Origin of the sequence: Arthrobacter sp. zg-Y1171 (assembly GCF_025244845.1) — a bacterium.
Classification (GTDB): Bacteria; Actinomycetota; Actinomycetes; order Actinomycetales; family Micrococcaceae; genus Arthrobacter_B.
In genome coordinates, this window is record NZ_CP104264.1 from 2248925 (window position 1) to 2269251 (window position 20327).

Here is a 20327-nt window from a genome sequence, read left to right on the forward strand (position 1 = left end):
GCTGGGACAATGCATTCAACAAACGACGTCACGGCGAAACAGGCAGCCGAAGCGTGGGAATCATTGTTCCGTGTCCAGGTCGGCGTTATGCGGCGCCTGCAGCGGGATCCGGAATTCCGGGAGCTCACCATGCGGGAGTATGACGTCCTGTTCAACCTGACGCGTTGCCCCGGCGGCTGGATACGGCTCAACGAGCTCAACGAGCACCTGCTCATCAGCCAGCCCAGCCTGAGCCGGATGGTGGACCGGCTTGAAGCCAGGGGCCTGGTGCAGCGCCGGCCGGCAGAACAGGACCAGCGCGGCGTCGAGCTCTCGCTGACCGAGGAGGGGCGGGCAGTCCAACGGCGCCTGGGCCGCATCCATGTACGTGGAATCCATGAACTCCTGACGCCGGCCCTGGACAACACTGAATTGGCACGCCTGAAGGAACTGACGGACAAGGTCCTGGCGAGCCTGGAGGACTAGGCGGCCGCCTCAGTCAGCGGCGGATCGGCGAACGCCAGCCGGGGCACCAGCAGCAGGAGTGCTGCCGCGATAAACGCAGTCACCGAACACACCGCCCAGACCGTCAGGTAGCCCTGCAGCGGTGCCACCGTCCCGGCGTCGGCCGCTCCGCTCGAAAGGGCGTCCGCGGCTGCGCCGGCCAGTGCAATTCCGAAGACCGCCGAGGCGAAGGACCCGCCGATGGTCTTGGTGGTGTTGGTCAGCCCGGTTGCCATGCCGGTTCGGTTCAGCGGTGCCGCCGCGGCAGCAGCCGAGGGAAGCGCGGCCACCAACGCCCCGGAGCCCAGCCCGGCGACCACCATGTTCATCAGGGCCTGCGGCAGGGTGTCATGGAAAGGCAGGAAGAGCCCGTACCCGACACCGACCAGGAGCGAGGCACCCACCAAGGTGTTCCTCGGCGTGGTCCGCCGGGCGGCCAAGGGGAAGAGCAGCGCGCCGGCGAGCAGGGCGAAGACGTAGGTCCCGATGATGATGGACACCTGCGAGGCCGCCAGCCCCAGGCCGTAGCCGTACAGCGCGGGATCGGTGCGGGCGAACGTGGACATGGGCGCCTGGGCGCCGAGCACCGAAATGCCGAACAACCCCGCGGTCAGCTGGACCGGCCACATGGACGGGCTGCGCAGCATCCGGAAATCCACCAGCGGATCCTTCTGCCCGAGCTCGTACCGGACAAAAGGAATGAACGCGGCGACACCGGCAGCCAGGACGGCCCACACCCACCAGGTCTCCGGACCGTTGATCCGCAGGAAGGTCAGCCCGGAGGTAAGCAGGAGCAGCCCGACCGCCAGCAGTACGAAGCCCGTGCGGTCCACCGTGCCGCCGTCCAGGGAGCTGGATTCCGGCACCCCGAAATGCACGGCAAAGATACACAGCGTCACCGCGGCGGCGGGCGCGCACAGCGTGAGCCAGAGCGGGAGGTGCTCCACCAGCACCCCGCCCAGCAGGGCTCCGCCGATCACCCCCAGCTCCAGTGCGCCGACCAGCAGGCCTGCCGCCTTGCGGGTAAGCACGGCCCGGTTGGGAGTGTGGCGCACCCGGCTGAAAATCAGGGCGATCTCCATCGGCAGCCAGACCACGTAGAAGCCCTGGAGCGACCACGCGGCCAGGAACGTCCAGAAATCCGGGGCCACGGCGACTCCCCAGGAGGCCGCCGCCGTCAGGACCGTGGAGACCAGCAGGATGCGTTTGTGCCCGTAGATGTCCCCCAGTTTGGCCAGGATCGGCACGGCCAGGGCACTAAGCATCAGCTGGGCGGATTCAAACCAGTTGACGTCGCCGTCGTCGATCCCCAGGTGGCGGGCAATGTCGGTGAGCAGCGGCGTGTAGTAGCCCTGCAGGATGCCGCTGGTGATTTCCACCAGCACCAGGAACCCGACGAGGGGGCCGATCATGCGCAGCCCGGGCAGGGACGGCGCGGACATCAGAGCGCACCCATCAGGGCCTTGTAGAACGTGATGCCCTCGCCGAACGTCTCGATGCCCAGCCGTTCGTTGTCGGCGTGGATGCTGGCCCGGTCCGCGGCGCTCATCCGGAACGGGGCAAAGCGGTACACCGCATCGCAGATGGAGGTGAAACGCCGCGAATCGGTCCCGCCAAGCATGATGTACGGCACCGGAACGGCGTCCGGGAAGCAGGTCCGGATGGTTTCCTCCAGCAGGGCGAACTGGGCGTTGTCCGTCGCGGAGACCGGCGAGGGCTCATTGCCCTCCACCACGCGCAGGCTCACCTTGGGGTCCCGGATGATCGACCGCAGCCGCGACACAGTGGACGCCACCGTCTCGCCCACGGCCACCCGGACATTGGCATTGGCCGTGGCGCGCGTGGCCAGGACATTGGATCCCTTGCTTCCCCGCAGCTGGGTCACGGCCACGGTGGTGCGGGTCATGGCGTTGGGCTCCCCGCCGAGCAGCCCGAACACCCGGGTCAGCGCACCGCGCAGGTGCCTGGCATTGCCCAGCACCGGACGGAGCGGCAGCGGCGCCGAGCCGGAGAGCCGCTGGACCATTTCCACGCTGACATCCGGAAGGGAGGCCGGGAAAGGACGGCGGTCCAGGCGGACGACGGCGCGGGCCAGGCGCGCCGTTGCACCCCTCCGGTTCGGCGTGGACGCATGCCCGCCGGCGTCCTCCACCGCCAGTTCGACGTCGAGGATGCCCTTTTCGGAGACGCCGACGACGGCGAGCGGCGCAGACACGAACGGGAACGCACCCGAGGCCACCGCTCCCCCTTCATCCAGCACCAGCCAGGGACGGATGCCGCGTTCCGCGAGCAGGGCAGCGGCAGCAGCAGCCGTATCGCCGGCGGTTTCCTCGTTGTTGCCGAAGGAGAAGTAGATGTCCCCTGCGGGCGCGAACCCCTCGGCGAGCAGCTGTTCAGCCGCTTCCAGCACGGCTGCCAGCGCCCCCTTGTCATCGAGGGCCCCGCGGCCTTCGATGGAGGTTTCCGTGACCGTGCCGGCAAACGGCGGGTAGTCCCACCGCGACGGGTCCTCCACCGGGACCACGTCATAGTGGGCCATCAGCACCGCGGGACCCCTGCCGTCCGCGCCATCGACCGCCGCGCCGTCTCCGGCCGCGGCGTCGGGCGAGGCCGTCCCGGGCCAGCGGTACAGGAGCCCGAACCCGTTGACCCGTTCCAGCTGCAGGCCGGCGGAAACAAGGGGAAAGAGTTCCGGCAGTGCTGCGATAAAGGCCTCGAACTGGTCCGGCTCCATTTCCTCGGGCACCCGGGAGGAAACGGTGCGGTAGGTGAGGAGCCGGGCGAGCTTCGGAGCGGCCGCGCGGCCTAGTGCAGCGGCGGATAGCGCCGTGGGAGAGCTGGGCATGGGAGCGAGTGTAGCGGCTGTGGCATGCATCACAGTCCACTGCACGGAAGATTAAGTTACCAAGCGGTAACCAGGCGGTGAGGCTCAGGCCTCCGGGGTTGCTGCGGCATGCAGCAGGGGCAGCATCCGCCCTTCGAAATGCGTGTTCAGCACAATCACCGAGGAAGTCCGCAGGACCGTGTTGGTGGCGACGATCGCGTCGATCACCCGCTGCAGATCAGAATTGGACCGCGCCGCCACCCGGGCCAGCAGGTCGCTCTCCCCCGAGACGGTATGCACCTCCTGGATTTCCGGAATCCGGGACAGTGCCGCAACCACTGCGTCATGGCCGGTGTCCTGGCGGATGGTGAGCGAGCAGTAGGCGACGACGTCGTACCCCAGGGCCTCGGCGTCGATCCGCGGACCCCAGCCGGCGATCACACCGGTCTCCTGCATCCGGTCCAGGCGGGCCTGGACCGTGGCCCGGGCAACGGCGAGCCGGCGCGAGGCCTCCAGCACCGACATCCGCGGGTTGTCGGTAAACAGGGTGACGATACGGGCATCCAGCGCGTCGGTGGGCATGGGGTCCTTTCCGGGACTTAGCACAGGCAGTGTACAAATTGTAAAGGCAGCACGGCCGACTGCCGGAACCGACGGCACACAAACCGGCCTTAAGATGGAATCCGGTGTACAGTCCTGCAGCGGCATCCCTGCCCGCGGACGGCACGCACCGGCAGCCAATCCGTTCGTTCTAAGGCCTCTCCCGTTATGCCCAGTTCCGCCCGCCCGTCCAGCACTGACACTGCGCTTCCGGCCGGGGAACCGTCCTCCGCGCGGAAGATGCAGCCGAGGCACCTTGTCCTGATGAGCCTCGGCAGTGCCATCGGCACCGGCCTTTTCGTAGGGTCCGGCGAAGGCATCGCAGCGGCCGGTCCGGCAGTGCTGATCTCCTTCCTAATCGCCGGAACCATGGTGATTCTGATCATGCGCATGATGGGCGAGATGGCGGCGGCCGACCCCAGCAGCGGTGCGTTTTCCGTATATGCCGAGAAAGCCCTGGGGCGCACGGCGGGCACCACGGTCGGGTGGATGTGGTGGTTCCAGATCGTGATCGTCATAGCCGCGGAGGCTACGGCCGCTGCGGCCATCGTCGCCTCCCTGGTCCCCGGCGTCGAGCAGTGGATGCTGGCCCTGGCCTTCATCATCGTGTTTACCGCCGTCAACCTGGCCGGGGCTGCCAGCCTGGGCGAATTCGAGTACTGGTTTGCCATCCTGAAGGTTGCCGCAATCATCATCTTCCTGGCGGTCGGCGTCGCCTTCGTGGCCGGACTGCTTCCCGGCGTCCCGTCGCCGGGCACCTCCAACCTCTTCGACAACGGCGGCTTCATGCCCAACGGCCTGACCGGGGTGGCCTCGGGACTGCTGCTGGTGGTCTTCGCTTTCGGCGGCACCGAGATCATCACCATCGCCGCAGCGGACACAGAGGAACCGTCCAAGAATATTGCCGGAGCGATCAACTCGGTGATCTGGCGGATCCTGGTCTTCTACATCGGTTCGGTGCTGGTGATGGTCACCGTACTGCCCTGGGACAGTGAAGCGCTGAGCACCGGCCCGTTCGTGGCCGTCCTGCATGCAGCGAAGGTCCCCGGTGCGGACACGGTCATGGCGGTCGTCATCGTCATCGCGCTGCTGTCCGCCATGAATGCGAACCTGTACGGCGCGTCCCGGATGATCTACTCCCTGGGCGAGCGCGGCCGGGCTCCGGCCGCCCTGGGCCGCCTCGGCTCCGGCGGAGTGCCCCGCCGGGCGGTGCTGGCGTCCGTGGTCTTCGGCTTCGTTGCCGTGGTGCTGAACTACCTCTACCCCGACACCGTGCTGATGATCCTGCTCAACACCGTCGGTTCCACCTGCCTGGTGGTCTGGGGCATCTCCATCGTTTCCCAGATCATCCTGCGGCGTCGGGCGGAAGCGGCCGGCGTCGAACTCACGTTCAAGATGTGGGCCTTCCCCTGGCTCTCCTACTTTGCGCTGGCACTGCTCGCGGGAATCGTGGTCCTTGGCTTCTTCGACCCCGATGTGCGGATCCAGCTGCTGGCGACGGCGGCCCTCAGCACCGTGCTGGTCCTGCTGGCCTGGTCCTTCGAACGGCGCAGCGCTGCCAAGGCCCGCACCGCACCCGGGGACCGAGCCGACCAGGCCTGATAGGCAAACTGCCAAGCACATCCGGCGGCTGAACGCTACATTTGTACAGACTGCGTCATGTTCGGGGCGCTGTTTGCTCACTGTGGCGTGAAGCACTAAATTGCGGACCATGGACAATAATCTGCAACCTGCGGCCCTGCCGGCGGAGGAACTCCGGGAGCTGTACCGCCTGGTCACCGCCGTCCGGCAGCTGGACCTCGCCGCGATCGCCTGGCAGCGCCAGGGCATCATCCCCGGATACGCCCCGGAACTGGGCCAGGAAGCCGCCCAGGTGGGCAGCGCCTTCGCCATGGATCCCAAGCATGACTTCGTTTTCCCCACGTACCGGGAAATGGGCGTGGCGCTCACCATGGGCGTGGATATGACCGCCTATATGTCCACCCACAAGGCCAGCTGGCACGGCGGCCTCTACAACCCGGTGCAGACCCGGCTTGCGCCGATCCAGGCAGTGGTCGGCGGATCCGTGCTGCACGCCGTGGGCTGGGCGCACGGCCAGACCCTCGCCGGCGACCCCGGCGTGGCCCTGACCTACTTCGGCGACGGCGCCAGCTCCCAGGGCGACGTCCATGAAGCAATGAACTTCGCCGGCGTCCTGAAGGCTCCGGTCATTTTCTTCGTCCAGAACAACGGCTGGGCCATTTCGCTGCCCACCGAGGCCCAGGTGGCCGGCGGAACCGTCGCCGCCCGTGCCGCCGGATACGGAATGAAGGCCATCACCGTGGACGGCAACGACGCCGCCGCCGTCGTCCTCGCCACGCGGGAGGCCGCCGCTCACGCCAGGGCCGGGCACGGTCCGGTACTGATCGAGGCCATGACCTACCGCCGCGGCCCGCACTCCACCAGCGACGATCCCGGCAGGTACCGGAGCCTGGCCGAGGAACGGCGCGACGAAGGCGTGGATCCGGTCCAGCTGCTGGCGGACCGGCTCCTGGCGGAAGGCCTGGCGGACGCCGACTTCCTGGACGCCGCGCTGCAGGACGCCAAGACCCATGCGGACACCGTCCGCGAGGGAGTCATGGCGCTCGGCCCCCGTCCCGGACGGGAAATGTTCGACTTCGTTTTTGCCGAGCCCACCGAAGCACTCAAAGCCCAGGCCCGCGCCTGGCGGGAGGAATCCGAACATGTCTGAGCAGCTCAGCGACGCCGTGGCGTCCTCCGACCTGGAAGCCGCTGCCCGGAACACGGAGCAGACCGCCGCGCAGGAGCAGTCTCCCCTGGCCCCGTCCCCGGAGGACGGCGACGGCCGGGTGGAAAACCTCTCGATGCAGGCGGCCCTGAACCGGGCCCTGGCCGAAACCCTGGCCGAGGATCCCAAAGCCGTGGTCCTGGGCGAGGACGTGGGACGGCTCGGCGGAGTCTTCCGCATCACCGACGGCCTGCAGAAGCGCTTCGGTCAGGACCGCGTTTTCGATACTCCGCTGGCGGAATCGGGCATCCTGGGCATGTCCGTGGGGCTGGCCATGGCCGGGTTCCACCCGATCCCCGAGGTGCAGTTCGACGGCTTCGCGTATCCGGCGGTAAACCAGATCGTCACCCAGCTGGCCCGGATGAACTACCGCAGCCGGGGCACGATGCCCATGCCGGTGACCCTGCGGGTCCCCAGTTTCGGCGGCATCCGCGCCCCCGAACACCACGGCGAGTCGCTGGAGGCGCTCTTCGCCCACGTTCCGGGATTGAAGGTGGTTTCCCCTTCCAGCCCGCACGAGGCCTACCACCTGCTGAAGCACGCCGTAGCCGTACCGGACCCGGTGATCTTCATGGAACCGAAGTCCCGCTACTGGCAGAAGGGCGACGTATTCCTGGACGACGCCGGCCCCCTGGAGGGCGCCAAGGTGGTCCGTCCGGGCAAGCACGTCACGCTGGTGGCGTGGGGCGCCATGGTGGCCCGCTGCCTCTCCGTGGCCGAGCTGGCAGCCGAGGACGGCATCGAGGTGGAGGTCCTGGACCTGCGGTGGCTGAAGCCGATCGACGCCGAGGGGCTGGCCGCCTCCGTCGCCCGGACCCGGCGCGCCGTCGTCGTCCATGAAGCGCCGCTGACCTCGGGCCTCGGCGCCGAAGTGGCCGCCCTGATCACCGAGCGCTGCTTCGATACCCTGCGCGCTCCGGTTGGGCGGGTCACGGGATTCGACGTACCGTATCCCTCAGGCGACCTTGAAGACGAATACATCCCGAACATCGACCGCATCCTGTTCGGGATCCAGCGAGTATTGGAGTACCGGCGTGGCTGAAATCCCCTTCCCTCTTCCCGACCTCGGCGAAGGCCTGATCGAGGCCACCGTGCTGGAGTGGCTGGTGTCCGTGGGCGACCAGGTGGAACGCAACCAGCCGCTGGTCGAGGTGGAAACCACCAAATCGGCGGTGGAGCTGCCCTCCCCGCAGGCCGGACGCGTTGCGCGCACCTACGGCGAGCCGGGTGAAACGATCAACGTCGGCGAACCGCTTATTGTCTTCGAGGTTCCGGACAACGCCGCCGGCATTGTGGGTACGGTGCCGCAGGAAGCTCCGGCGCGCCGCCGGGTCCGACTGACCGCCGCGCTGGACGAGGACTAGGCAGTGGCGGATTACGGCTCCCTGGTGGAAGGCACCGACCCCCGCCTTTCGGTGGAGAGTATCGACCCTGCCGAAGATGCCGGGGGCACGACGGCGCTGCGTCCCGTACTCCTGCTGCACGGCTTTGCCTCCAGCGCGCAGCTGAACTGGCATGACTCCGGATGGATCACCGCGCTGACCGCCGCGGGACGCCGGATCATTACCGTGGACCTGCCCGGCCACGGCGGCAGCGCCGCACCGGAGGACCTGGATTCCTACCGCCCCAGCCGCATCCGCGCGGACCTGCTGCAGGTACTCCAGGACGCAGGCGTTTCCCCGCTGGCCGACGGCGACCCGGCCAGCGGCCTGGACGTGGTGGGGTACTCCCTCGGTTCCCGCCTCGCCTGGGAATTCGGAGCCACCCAGCCCGAACTCGTGCACCGCATGGTGCTCGGAGGGCCGGGAAGCGGTGACCCGCTGGCGGACTTCGACCTCGATGCCGCCCGCGAAGCAGCGGCGGGCGGGGCGCCCGTGGCGGATCCCCGCACCGCCGAACTGCTGCGCATGGCCCAGCTGGTTCCGCAGAACCGCCTGGCCGCGCTGTTCCGGATGATCGAGGCCATCAAGGAGGAACCCTTCTCCCCCGCAGCGGCGGTTCCGTCCATGCCGCTGCTCCTTGTCGCCGGGGAACGCGATGACCTCGCGGCGACGGCGCCCGAACTGGCCGCCCTGAGCGGGCAGGCCGGGATGCTCTCGCTTCCCGCCCGCACCCACACCAACGCCGTGACTTCGCGGGCATTCAAGAATGCTGCGGTGGAATTCCTGGCGGGCTAATAACAGCTTGGTCACGACGGCTCGTTATCCGCCAACATTTCCGGGTGCACGCTAAGATGAAAAGGCTAGTGGACTCGCCTGACATTGATCAGCCTACTGATTAATGCCAGGCGAGATTCCCTGCTTTCATCTTTGACCCTCAAGGGAGGACACCCGTGGATGTACTCCTGGGGCACCGTTACCGCACCACCGAACTCATCGGGTCCGGCGGCGCTGCCGCTGTCTACCGCGGGGTCGACGAAAACCTTGGCCGGGAAGTGGCCGTCAAGCTTTTCAACGCCGGGTTCCGCGAGGATGACGAAACCCGCCGCCAGCAGATCGAAATGCAGCTGCTGGCAACCCTGAACCACCCCGGCTTGGTCACCCTGCTGGACGCCGGCGTCAACGTTGACGACGAGGGCCGCAGCTCCAGCTTCCTCGTGATGGAGCTGGTGGACGGACCGGACCTGCGGGGCCTGCTCAAGGAAGGTCCCCTCTCCTCCTCCGCAACGGCGGCGCTGGGTGCCGATCTGGCCGATGCGCTGAACTACGTGCACAGCAACGGAGTGATCCACCGCGACGTAAAGCCTGCGAACATCCTGCTTTTCCCCCAGGAAGACATGGACACCCGCCTCTACCCGAGGCTCACTGACTTCGGCATTGCCCGGATGGTCGAAGCCACCGTTGCCACCGCCAACGGCGCAACCATCGGAACTGCGAACTACCTGAGCCCGGAACAGGCGCAGGGGGCTGCCGTGGACCCGCGGACAGATGTCTACTCGCTGGGCCTGGTGCTCCTGGAGTGCCTGACCGGGGAAAAGGCCTTCCCCGGACCGATTGTGGAAGCAGCCGTGGCACGCCTGCTCCGTGACCCCGAGATCCCCGAGTGGGTGGGGCCGGATTGGACGGGCATCCTGCGGGCCATGACGTCCCGCCTGGTGGACGCACGCCCCGAGGCCCACGAAGTGGCAGTGGCGCTTCGTTCCCTGGCCTCTGAAGCCATGGTGCTGGATGGACCGTCGACCGTTCCTTCGCCGGACTCCGCGCTCAGCGATCCGGACACCGGTGAATCCGCAACGGGCGGCGTCACCACGGGCAACATCTATATTCCGGCGCCGCCGCAGCACGCCCCCAGTCTGGGCTAGGCCGGACGGGCCGGAGAAGACATAAAAAACGGATCGGTCCTGCTGGACCGATCCGTTTTTCGTCGAGGGGCGGAAGAGGCTACTTGCCGTCGCCGGCCGCTTCATCCTCTTCGGGCTCGAAGTTCGAGGCTTCCTCGGTGCTCGCAGCCGAAATACCGTCCTCGCTCTGGGGGATGGTGCCTTCGGGTCCGCCCTGCGAACCCGTCTTCGACTGATCCCCCTGGCCGGCTTCCTTTTCGGTATTTCCCATGGTGTTTCTCCTTTGTGGTGCTCGCTGGCCTACTTATTCGATACTAGGCCAACTGTGGCCCGGCCAACACCTGCGGACGGATCGGGCGGCTGCCCTGGTCAGGCGGCCGAGCGTTTGCTGGCTGCGCGGACAGCGACCAGGCTCAGCAGCAGGAGCGCTGCGGCCGAAGCGGTCGGAACAATGAAGGCGTGGCTGTAACCGAAGGAATCCGCCAGCCCTCCGGCCACGGATGAACCCAGCGCCTGGCCGGTGACGACGCCGCTGGCCAGCAGGGTCATTACGGTACCCATCAGTTCGCGCGGGGCCACGATGGCGCCGATGCCGAAAATGCTGACCATGGTCGGTCCCACGGGAAGACCCAGAATCAGCAGCACAACCAGCATCATGCCTATGCTCGAGGGCAGGAACAGCAGCAGGGTAAAAGCCAGCATCGCCGCGGCGCACAGGACCCAGCGCCCCGCGGTGCCGAAGCGCTCGGGCCAGAAGGCCACGGACAGGGCGGCAACGGCGGAACTCAAAGCCATGGCCGCGTAGATGAGGCCGGCGGAAGTGGCCATGTCGAAGCTGCCGGCAAACGCCGTGAGGCTGGTCTGGGTGGAACCGAAGAACGAGCCCATGGCGACCATGCCGAGCACCGGAACCATGATGAGCAGCCACTGCGGACGTTCCCGCGGGGCCGGTGTTTCCGGATCCGGGCCGCTTCCTGCCGGCGTCGCTCCCTTGCGGGAAATCTTCGGGCGGCGCGAGGTGGGGACAACGTGCTCCACCGTGTGGTGCACGGCAAAGGCGGTCACCATCGTGGCCGTCAGCACTGCTGCCAGCACAAGCGGCAGCCAAGGGGCGACGGCGGCGGCGAGCAGGCCGACGAGGGCCGGGCCGAGCACGAATGTCAGTTCATCCGCGGTTCCTTCGTAGGCAAGGGCGGTGTCCATCTCGCGGCCCTGCGGACGGCGGGCGGTCATGGCCATCCAGCGGACGCGTGCCATGGGCCCGACCTGCGGGCAGGAAGCACCCATGAACAATGCGGCCGCAAGCATCCAGAACGGCGCGTCGGCCGGATCCAGGAGCGCAGCGGACAGCAGGAACAAGCCGATGGCCACGGGGTTCAGGACGGCTGTGCCGAGGAGGACCGGCCGCTGTCCGATCCGGTCCGCCAGATACCCCAGCAGCGGAGCACCCACTGCGGACCCGACGCCGACGCCGCCAGCGGCGAGGCCGCCGAGTGCGTAGGAGCCGGAAACCTCTGTGATCAGGGTGAGTGCGCCGACGGTGAGCATGGCCAGGGGAAGCCGTGCGAGGAAGGCGATGGGGAAGAACGACTTGCCCGCCAGGGCGAAGATGACTTGGTAGCGGCCGCCTGCGGACGGGGTTTTCACCGGGTCGGCAGGGTTGGAGTCAGGGCTTGGTGCCTGAGTGGGGGTGGAGGTGTCTTGGGTCATGGTGCGGTATCCAGATACGTCGAACCGCGCCCCGTCCCCCCTCCCGGTGCGCACAACCCGTGTAACGGGTCCAATTTTACCCATGCCGAGCCGGTGGACCTAACCAAAGACCCCCAAATCGACGGGAACGTCAGTGGATCAGGGCCTCGCCGGCGCTGTAACGGACCGAGGATCCGTTGCGACCCTTGAGGATCTGGAGCTGCGCCGGGATCCGTTGTTTCATTTCCGCCACGTGGCTGACAAGCCCGACCACCCGGCCGCCGTCGCGCAGCCCTTCCAGCGCGTCCATGACCTGCTCCAGGGACTGCTCGTCGAGGCTGCCGAACCCTTCATCCACGAACAGGGTTTCAATGTTCACGCCCCCTGCTTCCTGCTGGACCACGTCGGCCAGCCCCAGGGCAAGGGCCAGGGAGGCCATGAAGCTTTCGCCACCGGAAAGGGTGGAAGTATCCCGGTGCTGGCCGGTCCACTCGTCGGTGACGTGCAGGCCGAGGCCGGCCTTGCGGTTGCCGGACTTGGAATCGCTGTGTACCAGCGCGTACCGACCTCCGGTCATGGCAGCCAGCCGTTCCGTGGCGGCCGCTGCCACCTGCTCCAGCCGGGCGGCCAGGACGTAGGTACTCAGGGTCATCTTGTACTGGTTTTCGCCGCCGCCCCGGGCAGTATCCGCCACCGACTGCAGCAGGTCCCGCCGGGCGCGAAGGGGCGCGCTGCGTTTAAGCGACGCCTCCAGCTCGCTGGAGTATTCAGCGAGCCGCCCGGCGGAGCCTTCCAGCAGGCGGACCAGCAGGGCGGCCTCTTCCTGTTCCTTCCGTGCAGCCGCGGCCGCCTCTGCCGCCTCTGCCACGTCTTCCTCGTCCGGTACGGCCAGCGGCTCCCCCGCGGCATCGTCCGGTCCGGCCGCTGCCTGGGATTCCCGCCGCAGCAGCAGCCTGCGGCCCTGCTCTTCCCAGTTCGAAACTGCCAAGGCATAGGCGTCTGCGGTGGCGGCATCGAGCAAGGCAGCCTCAACCTCGGCCGCCGAGGCAAAGGCTGTTCCGGCCAGGGCTGCATCCAGTTCAGCGCTGACCCGGCCCGACTCGTCTTCGGCCGCGGCCGCCGCGCCTGCCGCCTCGCGGGCGGCGGCGGCAAGCTCCGCGAACAGCGTCAGGGACTGGACGCGTTCGCTGATGCTCGGGAAGCCCTGGCGGGCCTCGCGGATGCGCGCGGACAGTTCCGCTGCCTGTTCACGGGCTGCGGCGGCACGCGAATCCGCCTGTGCAGCAGCAATAAGGGCCTCGGAACGGGCAGCCTCGGCGGTCGCCAGTTCCGCAGCGATTGCCGTCAGGCGCCGGTCTGCTTCGGCCAGCAACCGGACGGCGCCGCGGGCTTTCTCCAACTCTGCGCGGGCCGCATCGAGCTGTTCCTGTGCGGCGGCGGCATCCCCCGCACCGCCGCGGGCGCGAAGGGCTGCGGTTTCCTCGGCAGCTGTACCGGCCAAGCGCCGGGCTTCTTCGTAGGCCGCTTCGGCCTTGCCCGCGCGTGCCTTGGCTGCCTGCTCGGCTTCGCGGGTGACCGGAGCCTCGCCGTCGGGCAGCGCCGCCGGGCGCGGGTGCTCGAGTCCCCCGCATACCGGGCACGGCGCGCCGTCTGTGAGTTCCTGTGCCAGCTCCGCCGCTGCCTGGTCCAGGCGTGCCTGCAGCAGATCCTGCCACTGCTGCCGCAGATCCTGATACTCCTGCCGGGCGTCGGCAGCCGCCGTCGCGGTCGCTGCTGCGCGCTCGTTGGCGGCGGCATAGCCGCTGATGGTCGCGACCAGTTCTTCGGCGGCGGCCAGGGCGGTTTCTGCCCGCGGTTCCCCTTCCGCCAGCCGTCCCAGCGCCGCGGCTTCAGCGGCCAGTTCCGTCTCTTCCGCCCGCAGGGAGTCCAGCGAGGCGTCGGCATCGACGGCCTGCGCCCGGTGGGCTTCTGCAGCGTCCTGCTCCGCTCCGGCACGGGCGAGCAGGGCCACGTTGCGTTCTTCGTCTTCCAACGCCGCGCGTACGGCTGCGAGGTCCGCACCGACGCGTGCCTCCACACCGTCCGGCAGCGTGGTCCCGGCGGCCGCCGACACACCGTAGACAGGGGCCAGCACATGCTCGGCCAGCGCCTGCAGGGCGCCGGCCGCTTCGGTGCGGCGGTTTTCTGCACGCCGGGTAGCGGCTTCCGCGGCCCGTACGCTGCCTGCCAGCAGGGAGGCGGCCGCGTGGGTCGCAAGCGCGGCCCGCTGCGGCTCAATCTCCGCTTCGGACCGGGCATGTTCCGCTTCGTCCCGGATCAGCTGCTGCAGGGCAATGCCGCGGGCACGGCGGTGCTCGAATTCCTGCAGGTGCTTCTCGGCGCTTTCCCGTGCCGTCATCAGCTCCGCGAGTTCCTTGCGGGCCGCGGCGCTTCGGGAGTCGAGCTCCGCCTGGAACTGTTCGAGCTCCGTTTCCCCGCCCTCGGCCTCGACACCGTCGTCATCCGCTCCGCTGCCTTCTGCGAGTTCGCCGCGGTAGCGCCGGATTTCGTCACGTGCACGACGCAGCACGTGTTCGGACTGCTCCTGCGCCTTGTCAAAGCGGTCGGTGGCTTCGACAAGCTCGGCCTTGAGCCTGCGTTCTATGTCTTCAAACCGGGAGGTGCCGAAGAGCTGCTGCAGCAGCTGCTCGCGCGAGGCTGCATCGGCGCGCAGGAAGGCCGCAAAATCCCCCTGGGGCAGCATTACCACGCGGGTGAACTGCTCCCGGTTCATCCCGAGCAGCTCGGTGATTTCCGCTGAAGCTTCGTCGTTGCGGGACGACTTCTGGACCCACGCACCGTCAACGAATTCGCTCAGCAGTGTCTTGGCCTGCTCGGTGACGGTGCTTTTCCCGCCCGCCCGCTTGGCGGGACGCTCCCACTGCGGGCTCCGGACAACTTCGAAGCGGCGGACACCGGCACTGAACTCGCAGACCACTTCGGGGGCCGTGTCCTGGGCAGCGTGGTCGCTGCGCAGCCGGCGTCCCTGCTGGCGGGCACCGGGGACGGTGCCGTAGAGGGCGAAGCAGATGGCGTCGAGCACGCTGGTTTTCCCCGCACCCGTAGGTCCGTTCAACAGGAAGAGCCCGTGGGCGCCCAGCTCGTCGAAGTCGATAACCTGCCGGTCTGCGAACGGGCCGAAGGCCTGCATTTCCAAGCGGTGGATTCTCACTGTGCTGCCTCTGCTTCGCGGACCTTGCCCAGGATTTCGATGAAGAGGTCCTTTTCCTCATCGGCTGCGCTGCGCGAGCGGACGTGCTCAAGGAAGCCGCAGCAGATGTCGAGATCGTCAGTCGCCTTCGCCAGCCGCTGGCTGTACGTCTGGTCCGGTCCCCGGGCGCCGCCCTCCGGATCGAAAGCCAGGACGAGGGTGTCCGGGAAGCGGGTGCGGAGCAGTTCCATGGCCCTGGCGGGCCGCTGGCTGTCTGTCAGGGTGACCTGGCAGTAGGCATCCTGGGCCTCGGCAAGATCCGGATCCGCCAGGAGATCGTCGAGCTTGCCGCGCAGCACCGCCAGCCGGCGCCGGGCCGGCCAGGTGACGGCCTCTACGGAAGCGAGGCCGCCGCCGTCGAACTCCAGCAGCCATCCACCCTTGGCCTGCCGTGCCTCGGAGAAGGAATACGGGAGCGGGGAGCCGCTGTAACGGACCGCGGGGCGCAGCTGCTGCCGGCCGTGCAGGTGTCCCAGGGCTGTGTAGGAGAACTCGTCGAACAGGTCCAGTGGGACGGCACCAAGCCCGCCCACCGCCAGGTCGCGTTCGCTGTCGCTGCTGATGCCGCCGCTGGCGAACGTATGGGCCATCACCACGGATGCGACGGGCGCCCCGGCCTGTTCGCGGGCAAGGATGTCCGCGCGGATGCGCCGTACGGCCGCCTCGGTGACGGAGAAGTGGTTCGGGACCTCAACGCCCAGCTCCCCGGCGGCGAGGCGGGGCTCCAGGTACGGGATGCCGTAGACGGCCACCGGCCTGCCCTCGGCGGGCAGCAGCACGGGGCGGGCAATGTCTTCATACCGCGTGCGCAGGTGCACGCCGGCCCGCTCGAAGAGTGCGCTGCCAAAACCCAGCCGGGCGGCGGAATCATGGTTGCCGCTGGACAGCACCACCACCGCGCCGGCACCCGTGATGCGCTCCAGCGCCGAATCCAGCAGGCGCACGGTGTCCACCGCCGGAAGCGCGCGGTCATATACGTCTCCCGCGATCAGCACGGCATCCACCCGCTGTTCCCGGACAGTGTCCACGAGGCGGTCGATGAAGTCCGCCTGGGCATCGAGCATTCCCACGCCGTGGAAGGATCGGCCCAGGTGCCAGTCTGAAGTGTGCAGTAAACGCATGTCTTAAAAACTACAGCCCGGCTCCGACAGTTAACGGATCGGGGGCAGCGGCGTGTGCCGCTGCCCCCGGGGGGTCCTGCTTTTTAGTGCCTTAGGTCCTAGGCGCGGTTGCCCGGCGTGCCGTCCTCCGGACGGGAGGTGCCGTCGGCCGGCTTGTCGAAGAAGCCGCGGGCTTCCTCGTCAACAACCGGCTTCGTGCTGCCGGCTGCCGGCTTGGCTGCTGCCGGCTTGGCCAGCGTGGCCGGCTTGACGGTTTCGGTGTCATCCCCAGCAAGCGTGTCCTCCTCCAGGAAGGAGTCCGCCGGGCTGCGGTGGGCGTCGATGGTCATGTCCACGCTGCGGAAAATCAGGCCGGCAATCACTGCGCCGAGCAAGGGTGCAGCCCAGAAGAGCCACACCTGCTCCAGTGCCCAGCCTTCGGAGAAGATTGCGACGGCGGTGGAACGGGCCGGGTTGATGCCGCCGTTGGTGACGGGAACAAGGACGGTCAGCAGGACGGCATAGGTCACGCCGACGGCGAAGGCGCCTGACACGGCGAGGGACTTGCGGGAGCCCGTGCCTGCCTTGCGGGACGCTGCGCCGAGGAAGACGGCGGTCAGCAGGGCGCCGGCAACAACCTCCATCAGCAGCGCGCTGGGAAGCGGGAAGAGGTTCGTAGAGTGCCCGTCGTAACCGTTGGCCGTGCCGGTCAGGAACTGACGGGCCTGCTCACCGATCTGGTCGTGGCCGGTGATGACCACCCACAGGATCGCAACACCGAGTATGGCGCCGACCAGCTGGGCCACGATGTACGGCAGGACGAACTTCCAGGCCGTGCGGCCGGCCACTGCGCTGCCGAGCGTGATTGCGGGGTTGAAGTGGCCGCCGGAAATGTAGCCGAAAGCCACCATTGCACCGGCAAGGGCCAGGCCGAAGGCCAGCGGCGAGCCAATGCCGCCGCCGGCGGTGTTGCCGAAGATGGCAATCCCGATGCCGACGAAGAGAAGCAGGAACGAACCGATGGCCTCGGCTACCGTCCGTCCGACAAACCCGTAGTTGTAGCCACCGTTTGCAGGCGCCGCAGTGCGGGCGGGCGCTGCGGCCCGGGCTCCGCTGAGTGGTAAGGACTCAGATGACATGGAAGAAGGATTCCTAACGTGTGGGTGGCGGCACCGGATTCACGGCTGCCGGTACAAAACAGAAGCGGTACTCGGCATGGCCTGCACCGAACGGTACGGCGGGGACATGCGCGGACTCACTACAAACTACCCCACCGTGTCAGCGCAGCCTGTTAACTTCCTGAATTTGCCCTGTACGCCAACCGGGCGTGGTTCCGGCGGCACCGGGCCCTGCACTCCCGGCGCCACAGGGTCCCACCCGATGGTGCCGGTGTTGCCGGTGTTGCCGGTGAGGTCACACCAGGGCGCTCCCGCCCCACAGGTGGGATGCTGTGCGGCCCGGCCCGGGCCCGGATCCCCGCCGAACCCGGCATTATGCTGGAGGAGTGATCCCCGAACCCGCTTCCGCTCCTGCCTTCCTTTCCTCCGCTGCCCTGTCGCCGAAGATCCGGGGCTGCCTGCTCGGCGGCGCACTGGGCGATGCCGCCGGCCATGCCGCCGGGGATTCCTCCGGCACCTCGATCACGGCGGACACACAGCTGGCCCTGTATTCCCTCGATGGGCTGCTGGAGGCCATTGAATGGGCAAATCAGGGAGTGGGAGCGGACGAGACGGCGTGCATCTGGCTGGCCTATCTCCGCTGGATGCGCGGCCGGGGGCTCCCGCTTCCCGAGAACGGTCCGTCGCCGCTGCCCCGCCCCATCGACGCGGAGCCGCTGCTGCAGCCGGCCGGAACCGAGCAGGCCGCAGACCTGGACCCCGACGTCCTGCAGGCGCTCTCCACCGGGGAAATGGGTACCCGGCAGCGCCCGCTCAACACCGGCGTCGACACTCCTGCCGCGCTGGTGCGCTCTGCCCCGTTCGGGCTGCTCCCCTACGTCGGGACCGAAACGGTCTACAAGCTGGCCCTTGACGCTGCCTCGCTGACGCACGGACATCCTTCGGCCCGGCACAGCGCAGCAGTCTTCGCGTCGATGGTGCACGGTCTGCTGGCGCCGGGGGCAACGCTCCGCAGCGCGGCAACGGAGTCGCTGGCCCAAGCCCGGGCCAACGGAGTTCCGGAGCTCGCGGACCGGCTGCAGGCGGTACCGGCCGACGACGGCGGTGCGGGTGCAGCAGGCACCGGCGCCCCGGGCGGGACGCCCACGGCGGAAGAAGCCCTGGCGATCGGCCTGCACGCCGCGCAGGCCGTGGAAGACGCAGCGGACGCTGCCGTGGAAGACGGGGACCTCAGTGCGGCAACAGCAGCTGCCATCCGGGACGCGGCAACAGCAGGCGGCGCGCCGGCCGCCGTCGTGACGGGAAGCCTGCTGGGGACCCGGTACGGCACCCTTCCGGAAACCGGCTTGGAGGCGCTGAAGGAACGCGGGGTTATTGAGAAACTGGCCTCGGGGTTCATCGCGGCCACGGTCGCACCCTAGGAGAATCTGCCGGCCGCTGGTCCCGCTACTGCGATGCCCGCGGCCAAATGCCGCCGAGGGTCTGCAGGAATTCGGCTTCCGACAGGACTTCGATGCGCTGGCCCCGCTCGTGCAGGTCCAGCACCCGCCGTGCCTTGCCGGTCAGGCGCCCGCTGCGCAGGTCCCCGGGCTCAAAACCGTCCCCGACCACCAGCACACTGGTGGCGCGGGTGACGTTGCTGGCCGTACGGGCGCCGACCTCTGCGGCCCGGTCCTTCGCGGTCTGCCGGGCCATGCCCAGGTTGCCGGTGAACACAACAGTCTGGCCGAACAGGGGATGCGCCGGGTCCGCCAGCGGATTAGGCGGCGGATTGTCACCCTCCGACGGCCAGCCCTGCCACCCGCCGGCTGCCGCAGCCGGAGTGCCGGTGCCCCGGGCCAGGGCATCCCTCGTGGCCTTGGAGAGCGGGTGCTGCCCCGGCACGTAGGCCGGCAGATGGGACGCAGGCCGGCCGTCGCGCAGGAAAAACTCCGGCATCGACCGGGCGCCGCTGCGGCGGGCAATATCCACCATGATCCCGGCGCAGGCGCGTGCGTCCTCGGTGGCGTCGTGGTGGTTCAGCAGGGGCACTCCGGCAGCTTCCGCGGCAAAGGGCAGCGAATGCGACGGCAGCTGGTAGGTGCGCCGCGAATGGACCACTGTGCAGGTGTAGTCATACGCCGGCCCCGCCAGCTCGGAGACCTCCAGTGCGGAACGGATCACGCCCAGGTCAAAGGCGGCATTGTGCGCCACCAGCAGGTCATCGCCGATGAAGGCGCCGATCTCCGGAAAGAGTTCACCGAACCGGGGAGCTCCTGCCACCATCCCGGGTTCAATGCCGTGGATCCGCACGTTGCGCGGATCAAAGTAGTCGTGCCCCTCCGGAGGCCGCATCAGCCAGGACGCTTCCTCGACAACCTGTCCCCCGCGGACCCGGACCAGGCCCACGGAACATGGCGAGCCGCGGAAGCCGTTGGCTGTTTCAAAATCTATTGCGGTAAAACTGAGCCCTGCCTCAGGCATTGCCGCGGGCCGCCTGCTTCCGCCGGGAGCTACGCACCTTGGAAACCACGAACCAAACCGCCGCGGCAATTACCGCCACGATGACGATCTTCTGGAAAACGCCGGCGTACTCTTCGACGATGTGCCAGCTTTCACCCAAGTAGTAACCGGCCGCGATGAAGATTGCGTTCCAGATCAGGCTGCCTGCAGTGGTCAGGGCCGTGAAGGTCAGCAGGTGCATCCGTTCGATGCCGGCAGGGATCGAGATGAGGCTGCGGAACAGCGGGATCATCCGGCCGAAGAACACGGCCTTGTTCCCGTGCCGCCCGAACCAGGCCTCGACTTTGTCCACGTCCTCCAGGTCCACCAGCGGCACCTTCGCGACCAGCCTGCGCATCCGGTTCCGGCCCAGCCACGCGCCGAGGCCGTAGAGTGCCAGGGCGCCGACGACGGACCCCAGCGTGGTCCAGAACAGTGCGGCGGCGATGGAGAAGTTGCCCTGGCTGGCGGTGAAGCCGGCCAGCGGCAGGATGATTTCGCTCGGCAGCGGGGGGAAGAGGTTTTCCAGGGCGATGGCCAGCCCGGCGCCGGGAGCGCCGATGGTTTCCATCATGCCGACCGCCCAGTCCGCCACACCCCCGAGGGCGGAGGGGTCGCCGGAGGCTTCGGCGGGGACGGAGGTGGCTGGGGTAACGGCTTGTGTAATAGTCATCTCGGGCTCAATTCTGCCCTAGGCTCCCTGACAGGGAAGAA

General features: G+C 68.2%; 18 protein-coding genes. 8 read left to right on the forward strand and 10 right to left on the reverse strand.

Features of this window, described 5'->3' with window-relative positions; genetic code table 11:
- The first annotated feature begins 9 nt into the window (after positions 1-9).
- Positions 10-465 carry a MarR family winged helix-turn-helix transcriptional regulator gene (locus N2L00_RS10585; RefSeq protein WP_227918224.1) on the forward strand — a complete coding sequence of 152 codons (456 nt, stop codon included), beginning with the start codon at positions 10-12 and terminating at the stop codon, positions 463-465.
- Here N2L00_RS10585 and N2L00_RS10590 read toward each other — a convergent pair.
- From N2L00_RS10590 to N2L00_RS10600, 3 genes are all read right to left on the reverse strand, one after another.
- Positions 462-1925: an MFS transporter gene (locus tag N2L00_RS10590; protein ID WP_255862769.1), complete on the reverse strand. Its 1464-nt coding sequence runs from the start codon at positions 1923-1925 to the stop codon at positions 462-464. The two genes, N2L00_RS10585 and N2L00_RS10590, sit on opposite strands and share 4 nt — an antisense overlap.
- On the reverse strand, positions 1925-3328 hold the full coding sequence (locus tag N2L00_RS10595) for a M20/M25/M40 family metallo-hydrolase (protein ID WP_255862768.1): 1404 nt from the start codon (positions 3326-3328) through the stop codon (positions 1925-1927). Before N2L00_RS10595 ends, N2L00_RS10590 begins: the two co-directional genes overlap by 1 nt.
- An 84-nt stretch (positions 3329-3412) precedes the next feature.
- A complete protein-coding gene (locus tag N2L00_RS10600; RefSeq protein WP_255764598.1) occupies positions 3413-3889 on the reverse strand; it encodes an Lrp/AsnC family transcriptional regulator in 477 nt (158 codons plus the stop codon).
- A gap of 282 nt (positions 3890-4171) precedes the next feature.
- On the opposite strand from N2L00_RS10600, the gene N2L00_RS10605 reads away from it, so the two are divergent.
- The 6 genes from N2L00_RS10605 to N2L00_RS10630 all read left to right on the forward strand — a co-directional run bounded on the left by N2L00_RS10605 (position 4172) and on the right by N2L00_RS10630 (position 9996).
- The gene (locus N2L00_RS10605) at positions 4172-5509 is read left to right on the forward strand and encodes an amino acid permease (RefSeq protein WP_308219723.1); all 1338 of its coding nucleotides are present in this window, start codon (positions 4172-4174) and stop codon (positions 5507-5509) included.
- Between the two features lie 109 nt (positions 5510-5618).
- Complete coding sequence (locus tag N2L00_RS10610) at positions 5619-6638, forward strand: thiamine pyrophosphate-dependent enzyme (RefSeq protein ID WP_255862767.1); 1020 nt, start codon at positions 5619-5621, stop codon at positions 6636-6638.
- Positions 6639-6771: 133 nt separating this feature from the next.
- Entirely contained in the window at positions 6772-7737 is a 966-nt protein-coding gene (locus tag N2L00_RS10615) for an alpha-ketoacid dehydrogenase subunit beta (protein ID WP_255765686.1), read from the forward strand.
- Positions 7730-8059: a biotin/lipoyl-containing protein gene (locus N2L00_RS10620; protein ID WP_255862766.1), complete on the forward strand. Its 330-nt coding sequence runs from the start codon at positions 7730-7732 to the stop codon at positions 8057-8059. Before N2L00_RS10615 ends, N2L00_RS10620 begins: the two co-directional genes overlap by 8 nt.
- A 3-nt stretch (positions 8060-8062) precedes the next feature.
- Positions 8063-8872 carry an alpha/beta fold hydrolase gene (locus N2L00_RS10625; protein WP_255764600.1) on the forward strand — a complete coding sequence of 270 codons (810 nt, stop codon included), beginning with the start codon at positions 8063-8065 and terminating at the stop codon, positions 8870-8872.
- 155 nt (positions 8873-9027) lie between these two features.
- Positions 9028-9996: a serine/threonine-protein kinase gene (locus N2L00_RS10630; RefSeq protein WP_255764601.1), complete on the forward strand. Its 969-nt coding sequence runs from the start codon at positions 9028-9030 to the stop codon at positions 9994-9996.
- A 79-nt stretch (positions 9997-10075) separates the two neighbouring features.
- Here N2L00_RS10630 and N2L00_RS10635 read toward each other — a convergent pair whose 3' ends face one another.
- The 5 genes from N2L00_RS10635 to N2L00_RS10655 all read right to left on the reverse strand — a co-directional run bounded on the left by N2L00_RS10635 (position 10076) and on the right by N2L00_RS10655 (position 17153).
- Positions 10076-10246: a hypothetical protein gene (locus tag N2L00_RS10635; protein WP_227918232.1), complete on the reverse strand. Its 171-nt coding sequence runs from the start codon at positions 10244-10246 to the stop codon at positions 10076-10078.
- 98 nt (positions 10247-10344) lie between these two features.
- Positions 10345-11685 carry an MFS transporter gene (locus N2L00_RS10640; protein ID WP_255862765.1) on the reverse strand — a complete coding sequence of 447 codons (1341 nt, stop codon included), beginning with the start codon at positions 11683-11685 and terminating at the stop codon, positions 10345-10347.
- 130 nt (positions 11686-11815) lie between these two features.
- The gene (locus tag N2L00_RS10645) at positions 11816-14854 is read right to left on the reverse strand and encodes an AAA family ATPase (RefSeq protein ID WP_374676606.1); all 3039 of its coding nucleotides are present in this window, start codon (positions 14852-14854) and stop codon (positions 11816-11818) included.
- A 17-nt stretch (positions 14855-14871) separates the two neighbouring features.
- Entirely contained in the window at positions 14872-16035 is a 1164-nt protein-coding gene (locus N2L00_RS10650; protein ID WP_255862763.1) for an exonuclease SbcCD subunit D, read from the reverse strand.
- A 98-nt stretch (positions 16036-16133) separates the two neighbouring features.
- Positions 16134-17153, reverse strand: a complete 1020-nt coding sequence (locus N2L00_RS10655; protein WP_255862762.1) for an MIP/aquaporin family protein — start codon at positions 17151-17153, stop codon at positions 16134-16136.
- Positions 17154-17518: 365 nt separating this feature from the next.
- Here N2L00_RS10655 and N2L00_RS10660 point away from each other — a divergent pair, with 365 nt between their 5' ends.
- The gene (locus N2L00_RS10660) at positions 17519-18553 is read left to right on the forward strand and encodes an ADP-ribosylglycohydrolase family protein (protein ID WP_255862761.1); all 1035 of its coding nucleotides are present in this window, start codon (positions 17519-17521) and stop codon (positions 18551-18553) included.
- Positions 18554-18578: 25 nt separating this feature from the next.
- Here the strand turns inward: N2L00_RS10660 and N2L00_RS10665 are convergent, their stop codons facing one another.
- Both N2L00_RS10665 and N2L00_RS10670 read right to left on the reverse strand, forming a co-directional pair.
- Positions 18579-19595 (reverse strand): exonuclease domain-containing protein, encoded by a 1017-nt coding sequence (locus tag N2L00_RS10665; RefSeq protein ID WP_255862760.1) that lies wholly within the window; start codon positions 19593-19595, stop codon positions 18579-18581.
- Complete coding sequence (locus N2L00_RS10670; RefSeq protein ID WP_255764608.1) at positions 19588-20286, reverse strand: DedA family protein; 699 nt, start codon at positions 20284-20286, stop codon at positions 19588-19590. The genes N2L00_RS10665 and N2L00_RS10670 overlap by 8 nt, the downstream gene beginning before the upstream one ends.
- Positions 20287-20327: the final 41 nt, after the last annotated feature.

Excerpts from the sequence above, each read along its gene's own strand:
- N2L00_RS10665 (WP_255862760.1), bottom strand. The coding sequence starts at position 19,595 with ATGCCTGAGGCAGGGCTCAGTTTTACCGCAATAGATTTTGAAACAGCC.
- N2L00_RS10650 (WP_255862763.1), bottom strand. The coding sequence starts at position 16,035 with ATGCGTTTACTGCACACTTCAGACTGGCACCTGGGCCGATCCTTCCAC.
- N2L00_RS10610 (WP_255862767.1), top strand. The coding sequence starts at position 5,619 with ATGGACAATAATCTGCAACCTGCGGCCCTGCCGGCGGAGGAACTCCGG.
- N2L00_RS10605 (WP_308219723.1), top strand. The coding sequence starts at position 4,172 with ATGAGCCTCGGCAGTGCCATCGGCACCGGCCTTTTCGTAGGGTCCGGC.
- N2L00_RS10600 (WP_255764598.1), bottom strand. The coding sequence starts at position 3,889 with ATGCCCACCGACGCGCTGGATGCCCGTATCGTCACCCTGTTTACCGAC.
- N2L00_RS10670 (WP_255764608.1), bottom strand. The coding sequence starts at position 20,286 with ATGACTATTACACAAGCCGTTACCCCAGCCACCTCCGTCCCCGCCGAA.
- N2L00_RS10645 (WP_374676606.1), bottom strand. The coding sequence starts at position 14,854 with ATGCAGGCCTTCGGCCCGTTCGCAGACCGGCAGGTTATCGACTTCGAC.
- N2L00_RS10640 (WP_255862765.1), bottom strand. The coding sequence starts at position 11,685 with ATGACCCAAGACACCTCCACCCCCACTCAGGCACCAAGCCCTGACTCC.
- N2L00_RS10595 (WP_255862768.1), bottom strand. The coding sequence starts at position 3,328 with ATGCCCAGCTCTCCCACGGCGCTATCCGCCGCTGCACTAGGCCGCGCG.
- N2L00_RS10635 (WP_227918232.1), bottom strand. The coding sequence starts at position 10,246 with ATGGGAAATACCGAAAAGGAAGCCGGCCAGGGGGATCAGTCGAAGACG.
- N2L00_RS10615 (WP_255765686.1), top strand. The coding sequence starts at position 6,772 with ATGCAGGCGGCCCTGAACCGGGCCCTGGCCGAAACCCTGGCCGAGGAT.
- N2L00_RS10655 (WP_255862762.1), bottom strand. The coding sequence starts at position 17,153 with ATGTCATCTGAGTCCTTACCACTCAGCGGAGCCCGGGCCGCAGCGCCC.
- N2L00_RS10590 (WP_255862769.1), bottom strand. The coding sequence starts at position 1,925 with ATGTCCGCGCCGTCCCTGCCCGGGCTGCGCATGATCGGCCCCCTCGTC.
- N2L00_RS10585 (WP_227918224.1), top strand. The coding sequence starts at position 10 with ATGCATTCAACAAACGACGTCACGGCGAAACAGGCAGCCGAAGCGTGG.